Below are 18,047 nucleotides of genomic sequence, written 5' to 3' on the forward strand. Positions count from 1 at the left end.
TTTTCCGCGCGAATGTGGAGACCGTCGGCGAGGATTTGCTGTGGGATTCGTTCTGGGTCTGCGATCCTGATTTCGTTGACCAACCGCCGGCCGATCGGATTGACAAGGTCTGCCGTGTGATTCGCAAGGCCATCGATGAACCGGACACGAGTCTTCCGGCGGCGCGACGGGTTTGGAAGACCAAGGGCACTGACGAACCGGAAACGGTGCATCTGCTGCCAACGAAGATCATTTTTGACAACGACACGTTTGACCATCAAACGATTCTTTCGCTCTTTACCTACGATCGGTTAGGACTGTTGTCCGAGATCGCGAAAGTATTGTTTGCCAATGACGTATCGATTCAGTTTGCAAAGATCGATACGCACCTGGATCAAATCGCCGACGTGTTCTACATCACGGATGCCGAGGGGCAGCCGATTGTGGATTCGGATCATCAAACGCAAATTCGCGATGCGATGTTGCAGGTTATCAATCGAGATATCAAGGCCTAAGGCTGATGACGGTTCGCAGCGAGCGGTTGATGCCTTTCGCGGATGGTGACTCGAGGCGAAGGGGCCGGCGCAACCGTGGGCGGAGTTCGTCTATGATGAGAGCGTTTTGAAATGGACGAATCTGGTTCCTGTAGCTGAGTTGGCCAGAATTCAGGCCCCCGAAGTCTGGTGATATCGGCGATATCTTCCGACGCAGTTTGGATTTCGAATTGGCGGTAGTGGATCTTGTTAAAGGTCCTCATGCTGCAGGATCTTTGACAAGATCCACTACTGGAAAAAGGAACTGGCATAAACTACTCGTGACGGCTTCAGATTGATTTCTTTTTGGAAGGTGAAAGTGAATACAAGTGATTGGCGATGTGTGGTTCGGTTCGTCGTGCTCGTTGTTTCAGTGCTGTGGATTGGAGTTAGCACGGCCGCGTTTGCCGAGGACGAGGCATCGGTAAAACGATGGCAGCCCTTGGTCACCGAAGGGGCTCCGCACAAACGCCATGAGGCGGCGTTCATCGAATGTGATGGGCGTTTCTATTTGCTCGGTGGGCGTCGCATTCAACCGGTTGATATCTTTGACCCGAAAACCAAAACGTGGACACAGGGGGCGCAGCCGCCTATCGAGATTCATCACTTCCAGCCCGTCGTCATGGGGCATCAGATCTGGTTAGCCGGAGCGATGACGGGGCGTTATCCGCGTGAGAAAGCAGTGGAGCGTGTCATGGTTTACGATACGCGTGCGGATGAATGGTCATGGGGACACACAATTCCTGAAGAACGTCGGCGGGGTGGTGCCGGAGCGGTGATTCATGATGGCGGGTTGTACTTGGTGTGCGGGATTCGCAACGGTCACTGGGACGGTTGGGTCAGTTGGCTTGATCGGTTGGACCTCGCGACCGGGCAATGGGAACAGTTGCCCGACGCACCTCACGTTCGGGATCACTTTCAGACTGCGGTGGTTGGGAACAAACTTTATGCCGCGGGCGGTCGAAAGACGTCGGGTGTTACCAAAGAAGTGTTCTCGTTGACGATTCCGGAGGTCGATGTGTATGACATCGATCGGGGAGAGTGGTCGACGCTTCCCGAGGAAAGTAACCTGCCAACGCCGCGAGCGGGCTGTTTTGCGATCTCGCTCGATGGCAGGCTGCTGATTGCGGGCGGAGAGAGCAGCGGGCAGAAGACGGCTCACAACGAGATCGAATCGCTCGATCCTGAAACCAATCAATGGGAAACGATGTCGACGTTTTCAACCGGGCGTCATGGCACGGGGGTGATCTACTACGAAGGCTCGCTCTACACCGCAGCCGGCAGTGGTGGACGCGGGGGCGGCCCGGAATTGAATACGACCGAAAGGCTGCCGTTAGACCGGTGATCGAGCGAACACACGGTGTATCAAAAAAACGGGCTTTGAATTCGGTTGAATTCAAAGCCCGTTGATGGTCGGTTGCCTCTGGACCATGGTCCAGGGAGGCTTGCCTGCGAATCGGAGAGGTCGTTTAGGTTTTCACCGAAACGGTTCGCAGTTGCAATTCGTTCAGTTGGGCCGCGTCGACTTCGCCGGGTGCTTGGGTCATCAGGTCGGTTGCCTTTTGCGTTTTCGGGAAGGCGATTACTTCGCGGATGTTTTCCAATCCGGCGAACAGCATCACCCAGCGGTCGACTCCGAGGGCGATGCCGCCGTGAGGAGGAGCACCGAATCGCAGTGCGTCGAGCAGGAAGCCGAACCGGTCTTTGGCGGTTTCCTCGTCCATGCCGAGCAGTTCGAAGACTTGCGACTGGACCTCGCTGTCGTGGATACGGATCGTGCCGCCGCCTGCTTCGCTGCCGTTGATGACCAAGTCGTACGCCTGGGCGCGGCATTTCTCCGGCGATTCTTTCAGGTGAGGAAGGTCCTCAGCCAAAGGAGCCGTGAAGGGGTGGTGCATGGCGACGTAGCGGCCGCTCTCTTCGTCACGTTCAAACATCGGGAACTCGGTCACCCAACTGCAGTTCAGGTCATCGGGTGAGTAGAGTTTCATTTCCGTGGCGAGTCGTTTGCGAAGACCCGCAAGGCCTTTGCAAGTGACTTCCCATGTGTCGGCCAAGAACATCAGCAGGTCACCCGGTTCGCCACCGAGCAGTTCGCGAATCTCGGCGAGATGTTCGGGATCGAAGTTCTTCGCGATTGGGCTCCACAACGTTTGGTCGTCTTCCACGCGGAACCATGCGAGGCCTTTGGCGCCGAAGTCTTGCTGGACGTAGGCGGTGAGTTCGTCGATTTGGCGACGGGAGTAAAGCGTTGCTGCACCGGGGACGCGGATGCCACGGACGAAGTTTCCTGCGTCGGCGGTTCCTCGGAAGACGCGGAACTCGGTTTTCTTAGCGACCGAGGTGACGTCGACGATCTCCAAACCGAATCGGAGGTCAGGGGCGTCGCTGCCAAAACGCCGCATGGCTTCTTCGTACGTCATACGTGGCAGCGGCAGTGAGATCTCTTTGCCGAGCACTTGCTTTGCGGTTGTTGCCACGAGGCCATCGATCAGGCTCATGATGTCGTCCGCATCAATGAACGACATCTCGAGGTCGAGTTGCGTGAATTCGGGTTGGCGGTCGGCACGCAGGTCTTCATCGCGGAAGCACTTGGCGACCTGCACGTAGCGGTCGAATCCGGCGACCATCAGGATCTGCTTGTAGAGCTGAGGCGATTGCGGGAGCGCGTAGAAGTTGCCTGGATGCACACGACTCGGAACGAGATAGTCACGAGCTCCTTCGGGCGTGCTGCGGCCGAGGATCGGCGTTTCGACGTCGATGAAATCGTGCTCGGCGAAGTAATCTCGCATGCACTTGATGATTTCGCTGCGGCGGATCAGAGCGTCCTGCATTTCTTTGCGACGCAGGTCGAGGAAGCGGTATTTCAGCCGCAGGTCTTCACCGGGGAGGTCGGATTGTCCCGGGGTGAACGGTGGTGTTTGTGCGGTCGAAAGGATCTCGAAGTGCTCGCTGCGAACTTCGATCTCGCCGGTCGCGAGTTTTTCGTTGACCTTTCCTTCGAGTCGGTCGGCAACCTTTCCTCGGATCAGGATCACGCTCTCGTTGGGCACGTGGCCCGCCGCGTCGATCAGTTCGGAGTTTGCTTCCGGAGGACCGACAACGACCTGGGTCAAGCCATACCGGTCGCGAAGGTCGATGAAGACGGCTCCGCCGTGGTCGCGTTTGTTTTCTACCCAGCCGCAAAGGGTGACAGGCGAACCGACATCGGATTTACGGAGTTGACCGCAGGTGTGGGTACGGAGCACAGGAGGGGAACCAAAGACGTTGAGAAATGGAACAGAAAATTGGGAAGCGTAAGATAAACGCTCGCGTGCAAACCGCAACGGGCGGCAGTTTTCGGCGGTTGAACGCCTCCGGCGGGCTGGCCTCGCGGGGTTGGCGGGCCATGGGCGGCGGATTTGGCGGAACCGGTGTCCAACCAAAGCAACGCGAATCAACCCGGATCGGGCGTGTGTCCGGCCGGTCAGAGGGGGTCGGCCGGTCCAACGCGTGGTTGCCTCGGTCGACCCAGGCGACGCTTAGTTGCGTTTTTTATTGGGCTTGGGGCGTTTGCGGTCGCGCGGCAGCGGTGCGGCCGGCTCCTCCGGATTCATCTTTTGGCGGAGGCGATCGGCCCAGGTGTTGCCGCCTCCGGTTGGTGAATCGGACGGCTTGCGAGGCGTAACGACGTTTCCGCCGGAGTCTTGGTCACCGCCATTTTGGCCGCGATGGTTTACTTTGCCTTCCAAGACAGATTTGTCGAAGTGAGGTGTTTTCGGCAGCGTTTTCTTGACCAGAATTCGTTCGCCGATTCCCCACAGGCTGCTGGTGATGAAGTAAATGCAGAGTCCGGCGGGGACACGGAAGAAGAACAGGCCCATGACCAACGTCATGTAACTCATCATCTTCTGCGTCATCGCGGTCTGTTCGTCCGTTGCCGGGGGCATGAACAGTTTCTGCTGAGCCAGGAACAGCCCCATCACGATTACCGGCAGGATGTTGAAATAGGGACCGAGCCAACCGGTTCCGCGGCCGGACATGTAATCCCACATCCAGTCGCCCCAGTAATACAGCATGTCGGGGGCGGCCAAGTTCGATGCCCAGGAGGTCCAAGAGGCGAACGCGGCTTGACGCAGTTCAATGTCGACCGAGAGGGTGCGGTAGAGTCCGATGAAGATCGGCAGTTGCAAGAACATCGGCAGGCAGCCCGACATCGGATTGAATCCGACACGTTGTTGCAGTTCGCGTTGTGCTCGAACGCGGCCCTCCATGTCGTCTTTGTATTTCTCGGAGATCTTCTTGAGTTCCGGAGCGAGTTCCTGCATCCGCTGTGCGTTGACGGCGGCCTTGCGTGAGAGCGGGAACATCGCACCGCGAACGATGACGGTTAGCAAGAAAATCGCCAACGCATAGTTGCCGACACCTGAGAGCAAGTGCAGCAGTTTGCCGAGGACCTTCGCCGGCCAGGAGAACCAGCCGTAGTAGATGCAGTCGTCCAGGCCGTACTGGGTGAACAGTTCCGGTTGTTTGGGACCAGCAAACAGACGCAGGCTTTGTTTGAGACTCGATCCGGCGGGGACATCCGCGACGCCACTGTCGAGATAGAACGTTGTGTTGACGGCGCGTTCCTTGTTCTTCGGGATTTCCGATGGAGAGGCGGCCAAGGAAGCGATCGCCCGTCGGAACGTGTTGAGGCTTTCTTCGCCTTCCTTGGGGAGGTATGCGACGGTGAAGTACTGCGCGTCGACGCCGATGTAGGACAGGTCTCTCTCGGGAGCCTGGGAATCGGGGGCGAAGAGGTTTTGGTCGTTGGGCACCGATTCGTTGCGTGCTCGTTTGAGCAAACCGTAGCCGGAAACGAGTTCGTGACCTTCCGCCTTGGTGCGGTAGACCACATCCCGGGCTGCGGAACCGCCCCAGTTCGGGCTGATCTTGTTGCTGTACCACCATCCCTCGAGAGTGACGCCGTTGATCCCTTCGAGTCGGTAGGCGAGTTGTTGTGTTTCGTCAGAGCGATTGTCGATCTGCACGTCCATGTCCAGCACGAAACTGCCGGGATGGAGTGTGTAGGAGCGTCGCAACGCGATCGCGTGCCCGCCAGCGGCCTGCATTTCGTTTTCGCTCAGTTCGACGTTGAACGAGGCGGTTTGTGAACCATCGTCCGCCGCGTCCGATGCCGGAGCGCCGTCCACGTTCCAAACCAGTCCGGTGGGATCATTCAAGGCGTCGATGGTTCGTTGGCCAGGTGAGATCTCTCGGCGGCCAACTTTTCCAACCGTCAGCAGAGATGAAAGACGCGACAGGTTGCCGGGGATTTGGTCTTCGCCTGCAGTGTCGGCGAGCCGAACGAGGTCGAGCGGGTGTTCGGTCAGTGTGGCGTCGAATTGGATCTGTTTGTCTTCGCCACGGACGACATCGAGGGTGACCACATCGTCCGGTTTGGTTTCTTCCAACGCGTCTTGCAGTCCGGCGAGATTGCTGACTGTGACTCCGTCGATGGCAACGATCTCATCTCCAGGTTGGAGGCCATTGGCGACGCCGCCCGACTTTGCGATGGCGTTGGCGGCAGGCGTTCCTGGGCCGACAACGTTGACGACCACTCCGGTTGATGTTGCCGTGGGATCGGCGGCGAGGTAGCCGAGGTATCCGCTGCGGACATCGACGCGGCGATATTTCAGGCGGCCGTTTTCCTTCCGTTTGGTCACTTCAATCCGCTCGATGCCGGCACCGCGGCTGTTGAGCGTGACGAGCAGGACGTGCCCGCTGGTCGGATCCATCGAACCGAGCGTTACCCACTGCGGCTCTTCGGGACGAACGACCGGTTCGTCAGTGCCCTCGGCCGTTGAGTCCGGATTTTCGGTGGCCTCCGGCGTCGATTTCGCGACGTCGGACGGTTCCACGGATCCTGCTGCGACGTCCGCCTCAGGTGGAGGCACGACCGGTTGCGGCGGAACAAACATCGTCCGCAACGACATGTAGATCAGGAAGAACGCGGTGGAGGCGAGAAGAAAAGAAGTGAAGCGACGATCCACGAAATTATTGGCCGATCGAGATGGGCGGAGGGTGGACGCCAATCGGCCAAGATGAGGCACGGTCGGCGAAACCCGCATTCTTGCCGCTGAAAAGATTTTTGAAAAGGCAAACCGGCCGAAGAACCTCAGGAAGAACCCAAGAATGCTGCCGATTACGCGGTCAGCGGCAACGGCGTGCTGCACAATTCATCGCAGTAGCGTGAAATCTCCTCCGGCGATACGCCGTCGACGGTGCGGTCGAAAATGATCCAAGGCCGGGTCTTGCGGATGACGCCTTTCTCGAGAAATTCGCCAAAGATGCGCAGGTCCAGCCGATTTCCGCTCGAGCGGTGTTTCGTGAACGGGGCATCAAGGGGGCCGAGCAAGACTAGCAGTTGCCCATTTCCGTCGGCCGGACGGATGGATGAGACCGAGACGTCGGCGGGCAGTTCGGGGGGAAGCTCCTGGTCGAAGCGGCCCACGGCGGTCAGCTCGAGCGACGGGTCGGTGTCCAAAAGCGATGTTTGGAGCGAAAACGTCGGCTCCCAAACGGTTCGTGTCGGCGAGGTGTGGACCGCACGTACCGATAACCGCAGTCGATACTCGCCGGTTTTTTGCGGGTAATCGATCTTCCACGAATCGCCGCAGACGTACTGTTCGTCGGACGTGGGAAGCGGGTCGCTGCCGACGTTGTCGACGCAGAGTGTCAGGCCGGTCTCGGGATCTTCAAACGCGATCCCTGATTTGCCTCCGGTTGCACGGCAGGTCCATCCCGCACTTTCGGAGTCCCCCTGTCCGATCAGTTGGCCCCACTGTCCGATCAATTGGCTTTTCTCGGCGGATTGACCGGATGCGGGCGATTCTTTCGGATCGACGGTTGGTGTTTGAATCTGCCACATCGTGCGTCGGCTCGTGCAAGGGGATTGAGGAGGTTCGCGGGGGGACGAACCCGGTGAACGAACCTCTGATGATAGCCTTAACGAACCGAGGTGAGAAACTAGGGAGCCAGCCGCAGGCCGCTCTCTTCGATCACATAGGGAACGATCGATTCGTCGCACGCACTGCCACGGTGTTTGGCGATGTAGATCGCACGCCCCATTCGATTGCCCTCACGGACTTTGCCCATCAGGATGATCGTGTTGGCGTTGGACAGCACGTCGCCACTTTCGATCGGTCGAGTGATGAGATCGTCGAGCATGACCTCGTGGCTAGTGGCCAGCAACATCCCGCCGATTGATTCGTGATCGTACGCGGTCTCGGCAACCTTGTCGGCGTTCTCGCGGTAGTGAACACGGAACAGATCGCGAGCCAACCAGTCATGCTCTTTGCGAATGATCTGCTGGTAGACGTATTCAAACAACTCGAACTGAATCGACTCGGCGGCGCGGTCGACCGGTTCGATGCCGTCGATCACGGCGCGTCGCACTCCGTGAACGAAGTTGCCGTAGAAGAACGCAATCGCTTGATCGAGTTTTTTGATCTGTTCGCTCTTCCACAACCGCCACTCGTCGGCATCCATGTCCGCCGAAGTGACCCGGCGTCCCGCGTCACGGAACAGGTGCATCACGTCGCGACGTGTCTGAGATCGGTCCCAAATCGTGTCGGTAGGGACGTGTCCGTTGACTTCCGCCGCGGCCAGTTCCCAATCGAAGAGTCGTCGAGCGTAGTCCAGATGGTTTTGCGAATCGCCTCGAGAAGTGAGGTCGAAAAAGATGCCGCGTTCGCCTTCTTGAGCGGCGCCTTTGTTGGCGAAACTGACACCGAGTTGCGTCTTACCTATCCCCGTCGCACCGAGGACCACGGTCAGTTTACCAGGCAGCAAACCACCGCCCAACATTTCGTCGAGCGGTGGGATTCCTGTTTGCAGACGGTCAGACATTCCGTTTAGCTGGCCGAGTACTCGGCGCCGAAGAACTCTTTGCTGCCGTCGACGTCCGCTTTGATCGTGCGCGATCCTTCTTTCCAGTTCGCTGGGCAGACTTCGCCGTTGGCTTCGAAGTATTGCAGGGCTTGGACCATGCGAAGGGCTTCGTCAACGCTGCGTCCGAGTGGCAAGTCATTGACGACTTGGTGACGAACGACGCCTTCTTTGTCGATCAAGAACAATCCACGCAGGGCAACACCGCCGTCGAGGAGGACGTCGTAGTCTCGCGAAATTTGTTTGTTCAGGTCCGAAACCAATGGGTAATCGGTTTTGCCGATACCGCCTTCGTTGCGCGGCGTGTTGGTCCACGCGAGGTGCGAGAAGTGGCTGTCGACGGAAACGCCGATGATGTTCACGCCGAGTGCTTCGAACTCTTTCGCACGGTCACTGAAAGCGATGATTTCAGTCGGGCAAACGAAGGTGAAGTCCAATGGCCAGAAGAACAACAGGACGTATTTCCCTTTGTAATCGCTCAGCGAGAAATCGTCTTTGAAGGTACCGTCGGGCATGACGGCGGTTGCGGTGAATTCAGGGGCTTTCTGCGTGACTAAAACGCTCATTGTGTCTCTCTCTCGAAAGTCTAAAAGAAGTGGATTTCAGGGCGACGGCCGGTTTGGCGAACCAATCAATCTCGCAGATTGGTATCGAAGACCTGGACCGAATCCCAGTTGTCTTTTTGTTGTTCGATGAATTTCAGGTGACGTTCGGCAACCTGATAACGGTCATGTGCGGCTTGATCTTCAAATACGACGTGCAGGGCGACGTCGTAGTCCGCGTTGACCGGGCGGTCGTAGCGCGGTTCACGCTGCCCGACGGCGAAGTCAACACTACCATCGTGATTGGTCAAGTATTCTTCGCACGCGTCAAGCAGTTGTTTGACGGATGCTTCGTCGCGGTTTTTTAGTTTGAAGAAGACTTGGTGGGCGAGGCGTGGCATGGGGAAATCGGTTCAGTGGAGTCGGGTGGGGAGGTGAAGGTTCGGCGTGATCGCGGGGCTGAGCTAATCTGAGTTATGAGCTAATCTGAGTTATTCGAAATGCTCGGGCATTGGCTGTGCTCGGGCATCCCAGGTCCTGAGGCAAACGTTCGAACCGGGCCGAAATAATCGAGGCCCCGGTGAGGGCAACGGCGAGGTCGAAGCGGGCGGACGTTTACCGGTCGATCACGTCCGTCGATCACGATTCGGTGTCGCACAAACTTTAACTCGTCGGGCGTCCCGCCCCAACCGGGGACGATGGGCGGCCCGCAGACGCCGGGCGACGCGGCGTGTAGGTGCAGCAATCTTGGGGGCAGACGTCGTGCCAGGGGCCGAGGTCTCCGACGGCGGGTTTCTCTGACGTCAGCCCGAGTCGTTCGGAAACCAGACCGCGAATCATGGACACAAATTCGGGGTGAGTTCCGGCACTCGCGGCACGAGCAATTTTGATGTCCCGTTCCCGGCACAGATCGGCGGCCTCTTCGTCGAGATCAAACAGCACTTCCATGTGATCGCTGACAAACCCGATCGGTAGGATGATCAGTGAAGAGAGCTTCTTTTCGTCGTCAAGGCGAACGATCGCGTCGAGGACATCGGGTTCGAGCCACGGTTGGCTCGGAGGGCCTGATCGACTTTGGTAGACCAGATCCCAATCGGTCGCTCCGCAGGCGGCGGCAACGAGTTTGCTTGCCTCACGAAGTTGTTTTTCGTAGTCGCAGTTATCCGCCATGCTCATCGGGATGCTGTGTGCGGTGAACAGGACTTTAGTGTCGCCGGGCGCGACGCCGATGGATTCTGCGGCGGTTTGGATGTTGTCTGCCATCGTGGCGACGAAGCCCGGATGGTTGAAACCCATGCGGACTTTCTCCACGATCGGAGCGTCTTCACCGACCTCTTCACGGGCTCGGATGATGTCCTCACGGTACTGCCGACAACCGCTGTAGCAACTGAACATGCTCGTGAAGAACGCGAGCGATCGTTGGCATCCGTCGTCCCGCATCTGGCGCAGTGTGTCGGTAAAGTACGGCGTCCAGTTTCGGTTTCCCCAATAAACGGGCAAGTCGATCCCGTGCGATTCGAACTCCGCTTTGATTGCCGTGAGCAGTTCGCGATTTTGTTGGTTGATGGGGCTGACGCCGCCGAAGTGCGCGTAGTGTTCGGCGACTTCTAGCATCCGCTCTCGCGGAACGTTTTTCCCTCGCAGCACGTTTTCGAGAAACGGCATGACGTCGTCGGGGCCTTCCGGGCCGCCAAAGGAAACCAACATGAACGAATCGTAGGGGGGCACATCGGTCATCGCTAAACTCCTCCCCCGTTGGGGTCGTCGCCTTCGAGGTCTGCCTCGGTGATGATCCGGAAACCTTTTTCGTGCAGAGTTTTCATCGCCTCATCAATTCCCTCGACCATGATCGCCACGGCGGGTTTGCCATGCGGGCGGACGATCAGTGGGTAGGCTTGAATGATATTCAGTTCGGCCTGCAACAATGCCGTGCACACACGCAGCAGCGGTTGTGGGCCCTCGGGGAGTTCGACCCCGATCAAGTCAGTTTCGATGATTGCCAACCCCGAGCGTTCCAGGATTTCTCGCCCGCGGTCTGCGTCGCTGATCAGGAAACGCACGAACGCACATTCGGCGGCATCGTTGATCGAGAGGGCCACGATGCGGATGCCGGTTCCGTCGAATCGCCGAACGACTTCGAGGAGTTGACCCACCCGATTCTCGAGGAAAATGGTGAATTGACGGATCGCGGGAAATTCTCGGCCCCTCATCGTCTCGTAAGGGGTGTTCACTTCGGATCCAAAGCTCATGCGTCCGGTCTCTCAAGGTGGGCGGCGGGCAAAATCTGTACGGGAGTGTAGCGATCGGCCGATTTCTCGGCAAACTGGCAGGTTTTTTAGGGAAATCTGCCGTCAAAGGCGAGTTGGGTTTTGAGCAGGTTCGAACCGGTGTGCTCGTCTCGCGGCGGGCGGTGCGCGCCGGCCAGGCCGCCGTTTCTGACGCGATTTCGTTTCGCAGTCTTGTCAGGAATCGGTTTCGTATCTTTCGCGGAATTCTGCTTCGGTGAGAACCTCGACGCCGAGGCTCTCGGCTTTGGTGAGTTTGCTGCCCGCTTTGGCACCGGCGATGAGGAAGTCGGTCTTCTTGCTGACGCTGCCTGCCGCCCTGCCGCCGAGGGCTTCGATGCGGGCTTTGATCTCGTCGCGCGTGTAGTGTTCGAGCGTTCCGGTGGCGACGATGTTCTTTCCCGCGAGAGGTAACTCTTCGGTGTCTGGGTCGGGTTCTTGGGGCTCCGGTTCGGATAAGACAACGTTGACCGAAGCGAGGTCATCGAGCGTTGCCGAGCCGGTTTCACTTTGCACGAAGCCGACGATGCTCTCGGCAATGCGGTCGCCGATTTCGTGGATCGCGGCGACTTCTTCGGTGGTCGCCTTTTTGAGAAGGTCAAGGTTCCAAAATTTGGCAGTAATCAGTTTTGCAACCCGCGGTCCGACGTGTCGAATACTGATGGAGGAAAGCAGTCGTGCGAGCCCGCGTGTGCGACTCTCTTCGATGCCGGCGATCAGGTTCTCGGCGTTCTTGCGGCCGAACTGCACGTCGATCATTTCGTCGCCTTTGCCTTTTCGCTGCCGCGGCCACGTCAGATCGGCGAGCGTGTCGACGTCGAGGCGGTAGAGGTCGGCGAAGGAACGAACGAGGTTCTTTTGCAACAACAGGTCAACGACCTCTTCGCCGAGTCCGTCGATATCCATTCCCGCTCGGCTGCCGAAGTACACGAGTCGTTGGCGAAGCTGCGCGGGGCACTGCGGGTTGGTGCAGCGGATGTAAACGCCACCCTCGTCTCGAGAGAGAGGTTCGCCACACTCGGGGCAATCGGTCGGGAACTCGTATTGGGGGAGGTCTTCGGTTCGTGCGTGTTTTTCAACTCGGACGACTTTCGGGATGATTTTGCCTGCCTTCTCGACGACCACGATATCGCCCACCCGCGCGTCGAGACGTTCGATCTCATCGACGTTGTGCAAGGAAGCACGGGAGACCGTCGTCCCGGCAATGTCGACCGGCGTGAGGTAGGCAACCGGGGTAATCGTGCCCGCTTTGCCAACCTGCACTTCGATGGCTTCGAGTCGTGTGGTCGCCTCGTAACGTTCGAACTTGTAGGCGATCACCCAGCGAGGGCTTTTGCTGCGGATGCCGAGTTCATCACGTTGCGAAAACGAATCGACCTTGAAAACAATGCCGTCGACTTCGAACGGGAGGTCGGGCATTTCCACCTCGAGTTTCGCAACCGTGTCCAGCGCCTCATCGATCGAACGTAGAGGCGTTGCGTTGGGCGTGCAGGGAACACCAACGCTTTGAACCCATTTCAAGAAGCCCATGTGATCATGCACATCGAGGCCGTCGATTTGGCCGTTGCCGTGGCAGAAGAATCGCAACTTTCGTTCGGCGGCGATTTTGGGATCGAGCAATCGGATCGTGCCGGCGGTCACGTTGCGTGTGTTCTTGAACGGCTCGCCACCGGCTTCGGTTTGGCGCACGTTGAGGTCGGCGAGATCGGACTCCGTCATGTAAATCTCGCCGCGAAGTTCAACGACGTTGGGAGGGTTGTCGCACTGTAGCGTCAGCGGCAGGTCTCGGATCGTTCGGACGTTGTGGGTGATGTCATCGCCGACGACCCCGTTGCCCCGCGTGAGGGCGAGTGCGAGCTTTCCGTTTTCGTAGCGAATCGACCCGGCGACTCCGTCGATTTTGTATTCCATGACCCATGCGACGGTCTCTCCATCTTGGAGCGAGCCGTCGAGCGATTTTTCAATCCGCTGCATCGCGGCTTTGAGTTCTTCGCGACTGTAGGTGTTGTCGATCGACAGCATCGGGACTTGGTGGGGCACCTGCACCAGGTGTTCGACAACGTCGCCGCCGACTCGCTGCGTGGGGGAATCGTCGTCGGCGAGTTCCGGATGCTTTTTCTCGAGGTCGATCAGTTCGGCCATCAACTGGTCGTACTGCAAGTCGGTGATCTCGGGCGCCGCGTCCTGGTAGTAGAGTCGGTCGTGATGCCGAATCTGCTGGGTGAGTTCGCTGATGCGTTCTTGTGGGGTTGGGGCCGCCATCGCCACTCCGGTGCTCGGTATGCGTCTTCGAGGTGCAGTTTAGAAAAGTCGGCGGGCGCGACTCAGCGGGCCGGTGCCGAGCGTCTGATTCTATGCGAGTCATCGCTTGACGACGTCCCCCAGGACCGGTCAAACGCGAGGCGAAGAAGCCCGGCGTGCACGGGGCGCGGACGTGTGGACGTGGCTGAGTCGGTGATGTCGCCGCTAGATGCTTCTTTAGGGGGGTGAACGCGTTTCACCTAAGCGACAATTCGTTTCGCTGCCTGTCGCAGGGGGCGGTCACGCTAGTATGATGCGGCTTACGACGTTTCACTTCCTACAAAGGAGATCATTTCTGAGTCTATTGAGGCGACATTTGTTGCCTGATTGAGTTTCGGACTCGTCCGTAGCCAAGGTTTGCCGGCACCCTTCGATTGGGTGTGAAGGCAGGCATTCCCCCGCAGTTTTGGCAGGAGCGATTTATTCGTAATCGTTCTCACGCCTTGCCTGGAAGGAACCGATTGCCCCATTAGCACGCAGTTGCCTGCTTGGCGGGGATTTCAGAATCTGGTTTTGGGATTTGGCGGCGCGACGCAAGGCTTGGTGGTAGGGTTGGACTGACAACTGGAACCCACCGGGTTACGGCATGTGAGATGCAGATGGTGAGGGAATTTCCTCCGTTTGCAGATAAATGCCGTGGTCCCGAATGAATGACTCAAGGAGCGATCTTTCAATGCTGATGCGACAACCGTGCCCCGACCTGCAATTTGCCTACGCACCTCCGTTCGGCGCGACGCCTTCGGCTACCGGGACGCAATTCTCGGTCTTTAGCCGTTCGGCTACTGAGATGCGACTGTTGCTGTACAACAAAGCGAACGACCGGGAGCCGGCTCAGGTTATCGATTTCGATCGGGGTACCGATCGTCGGGGCGATGTTTGGAGTTTGAATGTACCGGGCGTGGAAGCGGGGCAGCTTTATCACTTCCAGGCTTCAGGGCCTTGGGAGCCGGAGAACGGACATCGGTTTGATGCGTCTGCTCGACTGATCGACCCCTACGCTCAGGCACTCGCCGGAACGTACCAACGTGGAAAAGACGGATTGGTGCGACCGCCCAAGTGTGTCGTCGTTGATCATTCGTTCGATTGGGAAGGCGACCGCCACCTCAAGCGTGACATGAGCGAGACGGTCATCTATGAGATGCACGTTCGTGGTTTCACCAAGAGTCGTACCGCCAAGGTGAAGGCGTCGGGCAGTTATCTCGGTGTGATTGAGAAGATTCCGTATCTCAAGTCGCTCGGGATCACGGCTGTTGAATTGATGCCTGTTCACGAATTCCCGATTCGTGACCCTCATGGCAAGAAGCTCTCTCGCCCGAACTACTGGGGCTACGACCCGATGGCGTTCTTCGCGCCGCATCGTGGGTACGCACACAACAGCGCGCCGGGAGCTCAGGTTGTCGAGTTCAAACAGATGGTGAAGGCGTTGCACGCAGCCGGCATCGAGGTCATTCTCGACGTTGTCTTCAACCACACGTGCGAAGGCAATGAACACGGCCCGACGCTTTCGTTCAAGGGCCTCGAAAACCAGGTCTACTACATCCTTAGCGAAGGCCAGCATTACTGTAACTACAGCGGTTGTGGTAACACGATCAACAGTAATCACCCTGTCGTTCGCGAGATGATTTTTCACTGTTTGCGGCACTGGGTCCACAACTATCACATCGACGGGTTCCGTTTCGACCTGGCGAGTATCCTGAGCCGTGACCGGTCCGGAAACTTGGTGCCAAACGCACCGATGGTGGAACTGATCGCCGAAGACCCATTGCTCGCCGATACCAAGATTATCGCGGAAGCCTGGGACGCCGCGGGGGCATATCAAGTCGGCAGTTTCGGCAACCAACGTTGGGCAGAATGGAACGGTCGATACCGTGACGACGCGCGAGGGTTCTGGCGTGGTGATGGCGGTGCGCTTGGGCCTTTGGCAACTCGTTTGGCCGGCAGCAGTGACTTGTACGAACACGCAGGGCGTCCGCCGTTTTGCAGTGTGAACTTCATCACCAGTCACGATGGCTTCACGATGAATGACTTGGTTTCGTACAAAGACAAGCACAACGAAGCCAACGGCGAAGACAACAACGACGGTGACAACCACAACATCAGTGACAACTATGGTGTGGAAGGCCCGACGCGTAAGAAGGCTATCACGACCATCCGTAGTCAGCAGGTTCGAAACATGTTGGCCACGTTGTTGGTCAGTCAGGGCGTGCCCATGATCGTCAGCGGTGACGAAATCCGTCGCACGCAAAAAGGGAACAACAACGCTTATTGCCAAGACAACGACATCTCTTGGTTTGATTGGCGTTTGGTCGAAAAGAACGCTGACCTGATGCGTTTTGTCAGTGCGATGATCGAGTTTCGAAAGAACCAACCGACAATCCGTCGGAAAGAGTACCTCACCGGTCGTCCGGTCGACGGACGCAAGGTTCCTGACGTCTCGTGGTATGGCGCCGACGGCAACCCGCTGCACTGGGACCAAGGGGCACTTGCCATGACTGCCTACATTGCCGCCCCGAGTCGTTTGGATGATCCGGAAGGTCTCGGTCGTGATCTGGTGATGATGTTCAACAGCACCGGTGACAATCTCGAATTCGAGTTGCCGTCGATCGGACGTGGTGCGATTTGGAACTTGTTCGTCGACACCGCCGCTCCTTCGCCAAACGACATCTATCCCGATGTCGACGGTCCGGTGGCTCCGAGTAATCGGATCATCGAGATGGGGCGACACTCGATGAAGATCTTCGTCTGCAACGCGCCACTGACATAGCACGTCGCTCCGCTAGAGCATGTCTAAACGCTCTTGTGTTCCGGCACAGTTTCCATCTCGGGTAGGCGGTAGTGGATCTTGTTAAAGGTCCTGCTGCGGAAGGATCTTTCACAAGATCCACTGCCCGAAATAAGAGTTGGCATTGATGCTCGCCGTCTACTGATGTCGGTTTCCGTTGGCCGTTGATCGAATTAATGATTGGAAACGCAATAGGTCAGGCATTGTCTGGCCTATTGTCGTAGAACACTGCAATCCAAATGGTCGTCGACTGCGGATCGGTCCAATCGACGCGGTGTTGGCGATGAGCTTCGATCAGCAAATGATCACCCGCCTGCAGGTGAATGACCGATTCGCCGCTGTCGTCTTTGAATCGCAGTTTTGCGTGGCCAGAAAGAACCGTGACCCACTCATCTTCTTCTTGGTCATACCAGAACTCCGGTGGGCTGCATTGTCCGGTTGAAACGATGCGCTCGATGCGGGTGTGTTTGCGGTCGTAGATGGTCTGCGTGAGTTCGTTCACGGCCGGACTATCGGGCGGCGTCAGGAGATTCTCGCGGAAGAAGTCGGTCATGTTGAAAGGCGTTTTGTGTCCAATAAAAAAGCCCGGACCGCCGGAGAGGCGATCAGGGCTTTGATGTGTTGTCTCTGAGTTAACTGGCTTTAGACAGTTTCAGGGATCTTTGCGGTGCGGACCGTTGCGATGATCGCGCTGGCGACCATGTATGGGTCAGCGTTGGAAGCTGGGCGACGATCTTCGAGCCATCCCTTCCAGCCGTGCTCGACGGTGAAGATTGGAATGCGGATCGAAGCACCACGGTCCGAGATGCCGTAGCTGAACTTGTCGATCGACTGCGTTTCGTGAAGACCGGTCAAGCGCTGATCGTTGTCGGCACCGTAAACGTCGATGTGTTCGCTGATGCGTGGTTCGAACGCTTGGCAAACTGCTTCGTAAACTTCTTTGCTGCCGCAGGTACGCAGGAGCGTGTTGGAGAAGTTGGCGTGCATACCGCTGCCGTTCCAGTCGCCCTTGACCGGTTTGCAGTGGTAGTTGATGACCATGCCGTATTTCTCAGCGGTACGGTCGAGCAGGTAACGGGCAACCCAGATTTCGTCACCGGCGCGGGCTGCACCCTTGGCGAAGATTTGAAATTCCCACTGGCCCATCATCACTTCGGCGTTGATGCCTTCGACGTTGAGTCCAGCGTTGAGGCAGAGCTCGAGGTGCTCTTCGACGATTTCGCGGCCGACTGCTTTGCCAGCACCGACGCTGCAGTAGTAAGGACCCTGTGGTGCAGGGAAGCCTTCAGCGGGGAAGCCGATTGGGCGGTTGGTTTCAGGGTCGAAGATCGTGTATTCCTGCTCGAAGCCGAACCAGAAATCTTCGTCTTGGTCTTTGATCGTCGCACGACCGTTGCTGCGGTGTGGTGTGCCGTCTGCGTTGAGCACTTCGCACATGACGAGGAAGCCGGTGCCGAGACGATCGGGATCGGGGACACAGAAAACGGGCTTCAGCAAGCAGTCACTGGCACCGCCTGGGGCTTGTTCGGTCGACGAACCGTCGAACGACCATTGGGGAGCGTCTTCCACGTTACCGCTGAAATCTTCAACGATCTTGGTCTTGCTACGCATGCTCTGGGTCGGCTGGTAGCCGTCGAGCCAGATGTACTCCAACTTGCACTTAGTCATCTACAGGAGTCTCCTCAGACTAGTTGGGCCAGCGAAACGTGTATGT

General features: G+C 57.8%; 13 protein-coding genes and 1 pseudogene. 3 read left to right on the forward strand and 11 right to left on the reverse strand.

Annotation, left to right across the window (positions count from 1 at the left end; all coding sequences use genetic code 11):
* Both RSSM_RS10620 and RSSM_RS10625 read left to right on the forward strand, forming a co-directional pair.
* Nucleotides 1-494, forward strand: a pseudogene (locus tag RSSM_RS10620) ([protein-PII] uridylyltransferase); the annotation flags it as partial.
* Nucleotides 495-831: 337 nt separating this feature from the next.
* Nucleotides 832-1,857 (forward strand): Kelch repeat-containing protein, encoded by a 1,026-nt coding sequence (locus tag RSSM_RS10625; RefSeq protein WP_236621070.1) that lies wholly within the window; start codon nucleotides 832-834, stop codon nucleotides 1,855-1,857.
* A gap of 124 nt (nucleotides 1,858-1,981) precedes the next feature.
* On the opposite strand, the gene aspS is transcribed toward RSSM_RS10625, so the two are convergent.
* The 9 genes from aspS to ligA form a co-directional block, all read right to left on the reverse strand.
* Nucleotides 1,982-3,760, reverse strand: coding sequence for an aspartate--tRNA ligase (aspS, locus tag RSSM_RS10630; RefSeq protein ID WP_008677834.1), 1,779 nt, complete (start codon nucleotides 3,758-3,760; stop codon nucleotides 1,982-1,984).
* Nucleotides 3,761-4,033: 273 nt separating this feature from the next.
* On the reverse strand, nucleotides 4,034-6,526 hold the full coding sequence (locus RSSM_RS10635) for a YidC/Oxa1 family insertase periplasmic-domain containing protein (RefSeq protein WP_044302241.1): 2,493 nt from the start codon (nucleotides 6,524-6,526) through the stop codon (nucleotides 4,034-4,036).
* A gap of 152 nt (nucleotides 6,527-6,678) precedes the next feature.
* A complete protein-coding gene (locus tag RSSM_RS10640) occupies nucleotides 6,679-7,404 on the reverse strand; it encodes a hypothetical protein (protein WP_008677837.1) in 726 nt (241 codons plus the stop codon).
* A gap of 98 nt (nucleotides 7,405-7,502) precedes the next feature.
* Nucleotides 7,503-8,384, reverse strand: a complete 882-nt coding sequence (locus RSSM_RS10645; protein WP_008677838.1) for an RAD55 family ATPase — start codon at nucleotides 8,382-8,384, stop codon at nucleotides 7,503-7,505.
* A 5-nt stretch (nucleotides 8,385-8,389) separates the two neighbouring features.
* Nucleotides 8,390-8,989: a peroxiredoxin gene (locus RSSM_RS10650; RefSeq protein ID WP_008677840.1), complete on the reverse strand. Its 600-nt coding sequence runs from the start codon at nucleotides 8,987-8,989 to the stop codon at nucleotides 8,390-8,392.
* A gap of 65 nt (nucleotides 8,990-9,054) precedes the next feature.
* Nucleotides 9,055-9,366: a Dabb family protein gene (locus RSSM_RS10655; protein WP_008677842.1), complete on the reverse strand. Its 312-nt coding sequence runs from the start codon at nucleotides 9,364-9,366 to the stop codon at nucleotides 9,055-9,057.
* Nucleotides 9,367-9,628: 262 nt separating this feature from the next.
* Nucleotides 9,629-10,702, reverse strand: a complete 1,074-nt coding sequence (locus RSSM_RS10660) for a ferrochelatase (protein WP_044302236.1) — start codon at nucleotides 10,700-10,702, stop codon at nucleotides 9,629-9,631.
* Nucleotides 10,703-10,704: 2 nt separating this feature from the next.
* Nucleotides 10,705-11,175, reverse strand: coding sequence for an acetolactate synthase (locus RSSM_RS10665; RefSeq protein ID WP_390174051.1), 471 nt, complete (start codon nucleotides 11,173-11,175; stop codon nucleotides 10,705-10,707).
* Between the two features lie 252 nt (nucleotides 11,176-11,427).
* Nucleotides 11,428-13,512, reverse strand: coding sequence for an NAD-dependent DNA ligase LigA (gene ligA, locus RSSM_RS10675; RefSeq protein WP_044302238.1), 2,085 nt, complete (start codon nucleotides 13,510-13,512; stop codon nucleotides 11,428-11,430).
* A 712-nt stretch (nucleotides 13,513-14,224) separates the two neighbouring features.
* Here ligA and glgX point away from each other — a divergent pair.
* Entirely contained in the window at nucleotides 14,225-16,315 is a 2,091-nt protein-coding gene (gene glgX / locus RSSM_RS10680) for a glycogen debranching protein GlgX (protein ID WP_008677852.1), read from the forward strand.
* A 214-nt stretch (nucleotides 16,316-16,529) separates the two neighbouring features.
* Here glgX and RSSM_RS10685 read toward each other — a convergent pair whose 3' ends face one another.
* A complete protein-coding gene (locus RSSM_RS10685; RefSeq protein WP_008677854.1) occupies nucleotides 16,530-16,886 on the reverse strand; it encodes a cupin domain-containing protein in 357 nt (118 codons plus the stop codon).
* A gap of 89 nt (nucleotides 16,887-16,975) precedes the next feature.
* Complete coding sequence (locus tag RSSM_RS10690) at nucleotides 16,976-18,001, reverse strand: glutamine synthetase beta-grasp domain-containing protein (protein WP_044302240.1); 1,026 nt, start codon at nucleotides 17,999-18,001, stop codon at nucleotides 16,976-16,978.
* Between the last annotated feature and the right edge of the window lie 46 nt (nucleotides 18,002-18,047).

It is taken from the genome of Aporhodopirellula sallentina SM41 (assembly GCF_000346505.1).
Lineage (GTDB): Bacteria > Planctomycetota > Planctomycetia > Pirellulales > Pirellulaceae > Rhodopirellula > Rhodopirellula sallentina.

Coding starts and splice junctions, on each gene's coding strand:
- RSSM_RS10660 (WP_044302236.1), bottom strand. CDS start 10,702: ATGACCGATGTGCCCCCCTACGATTCGTTCATGTTGGTTTCCTTTGGC.
- RSSM_RS10690 (WP_044302240.1), bottom strand. CDS start 18,001: ATGACTAAGTGCAAGTTGGAGTACATCTGGCTCGACGGCTACCAGCCG.
- RSSM_RS10655 (WP_008677842.1), bottom strand. CDS start 9,366: ATGCCACGCCTCGCCCACCAAGTCTTCTTCAAACTAAAAAACCGCGAC.
- RSSM_RS10685 (WP_008677854.1), bottom strand. CDS start 16,886: ATGACCGACTTCTTCCGCGAGAATCTCCTGACGCCGCCCGATAGTCCG.
- ligA (WP_044302238.1), bottom strand. CDS start 13,512: ATGGCGGCCCCAACCCCACAAGAACGCATCAGCGAACTCACCCAGCAG.
- glgX (WP_008677852.1), top strand. CDS start 14,225: ATGCTGATGCGACAACCGTGCCCCGACCTGCAATTTGCCTACGCACCT.
- RSSM_RS10665 (WP_390174051.1), bottom strand. CDS start 11,175: ATGAGGGGCCGAGAATTTCCCGCGATCCGTCAATTCACCATTTTCCTC.
- RSSM_RS10650 (WP_008677840.1), bottom strand. CDS start 8,989: ATGAGCGTTTTAGTCACGCAGAAAGCCCCTGAATTCACCGCAACCGCC.
- RSSM_RS10645 (WP_008677838.1), bottom strand. CDS start 8,384: ATGTCTGACCGTCTGCAAACAGGAATCCCACCGCTCGACGAAATGTTG.
- RSSM_RS10640 (WP_008677837.1), bottom strand. CDS start 7,404: ATGTGGCAGATTCAAACACCAACCGTCGATCCGAAAGAATCGCCCGCA.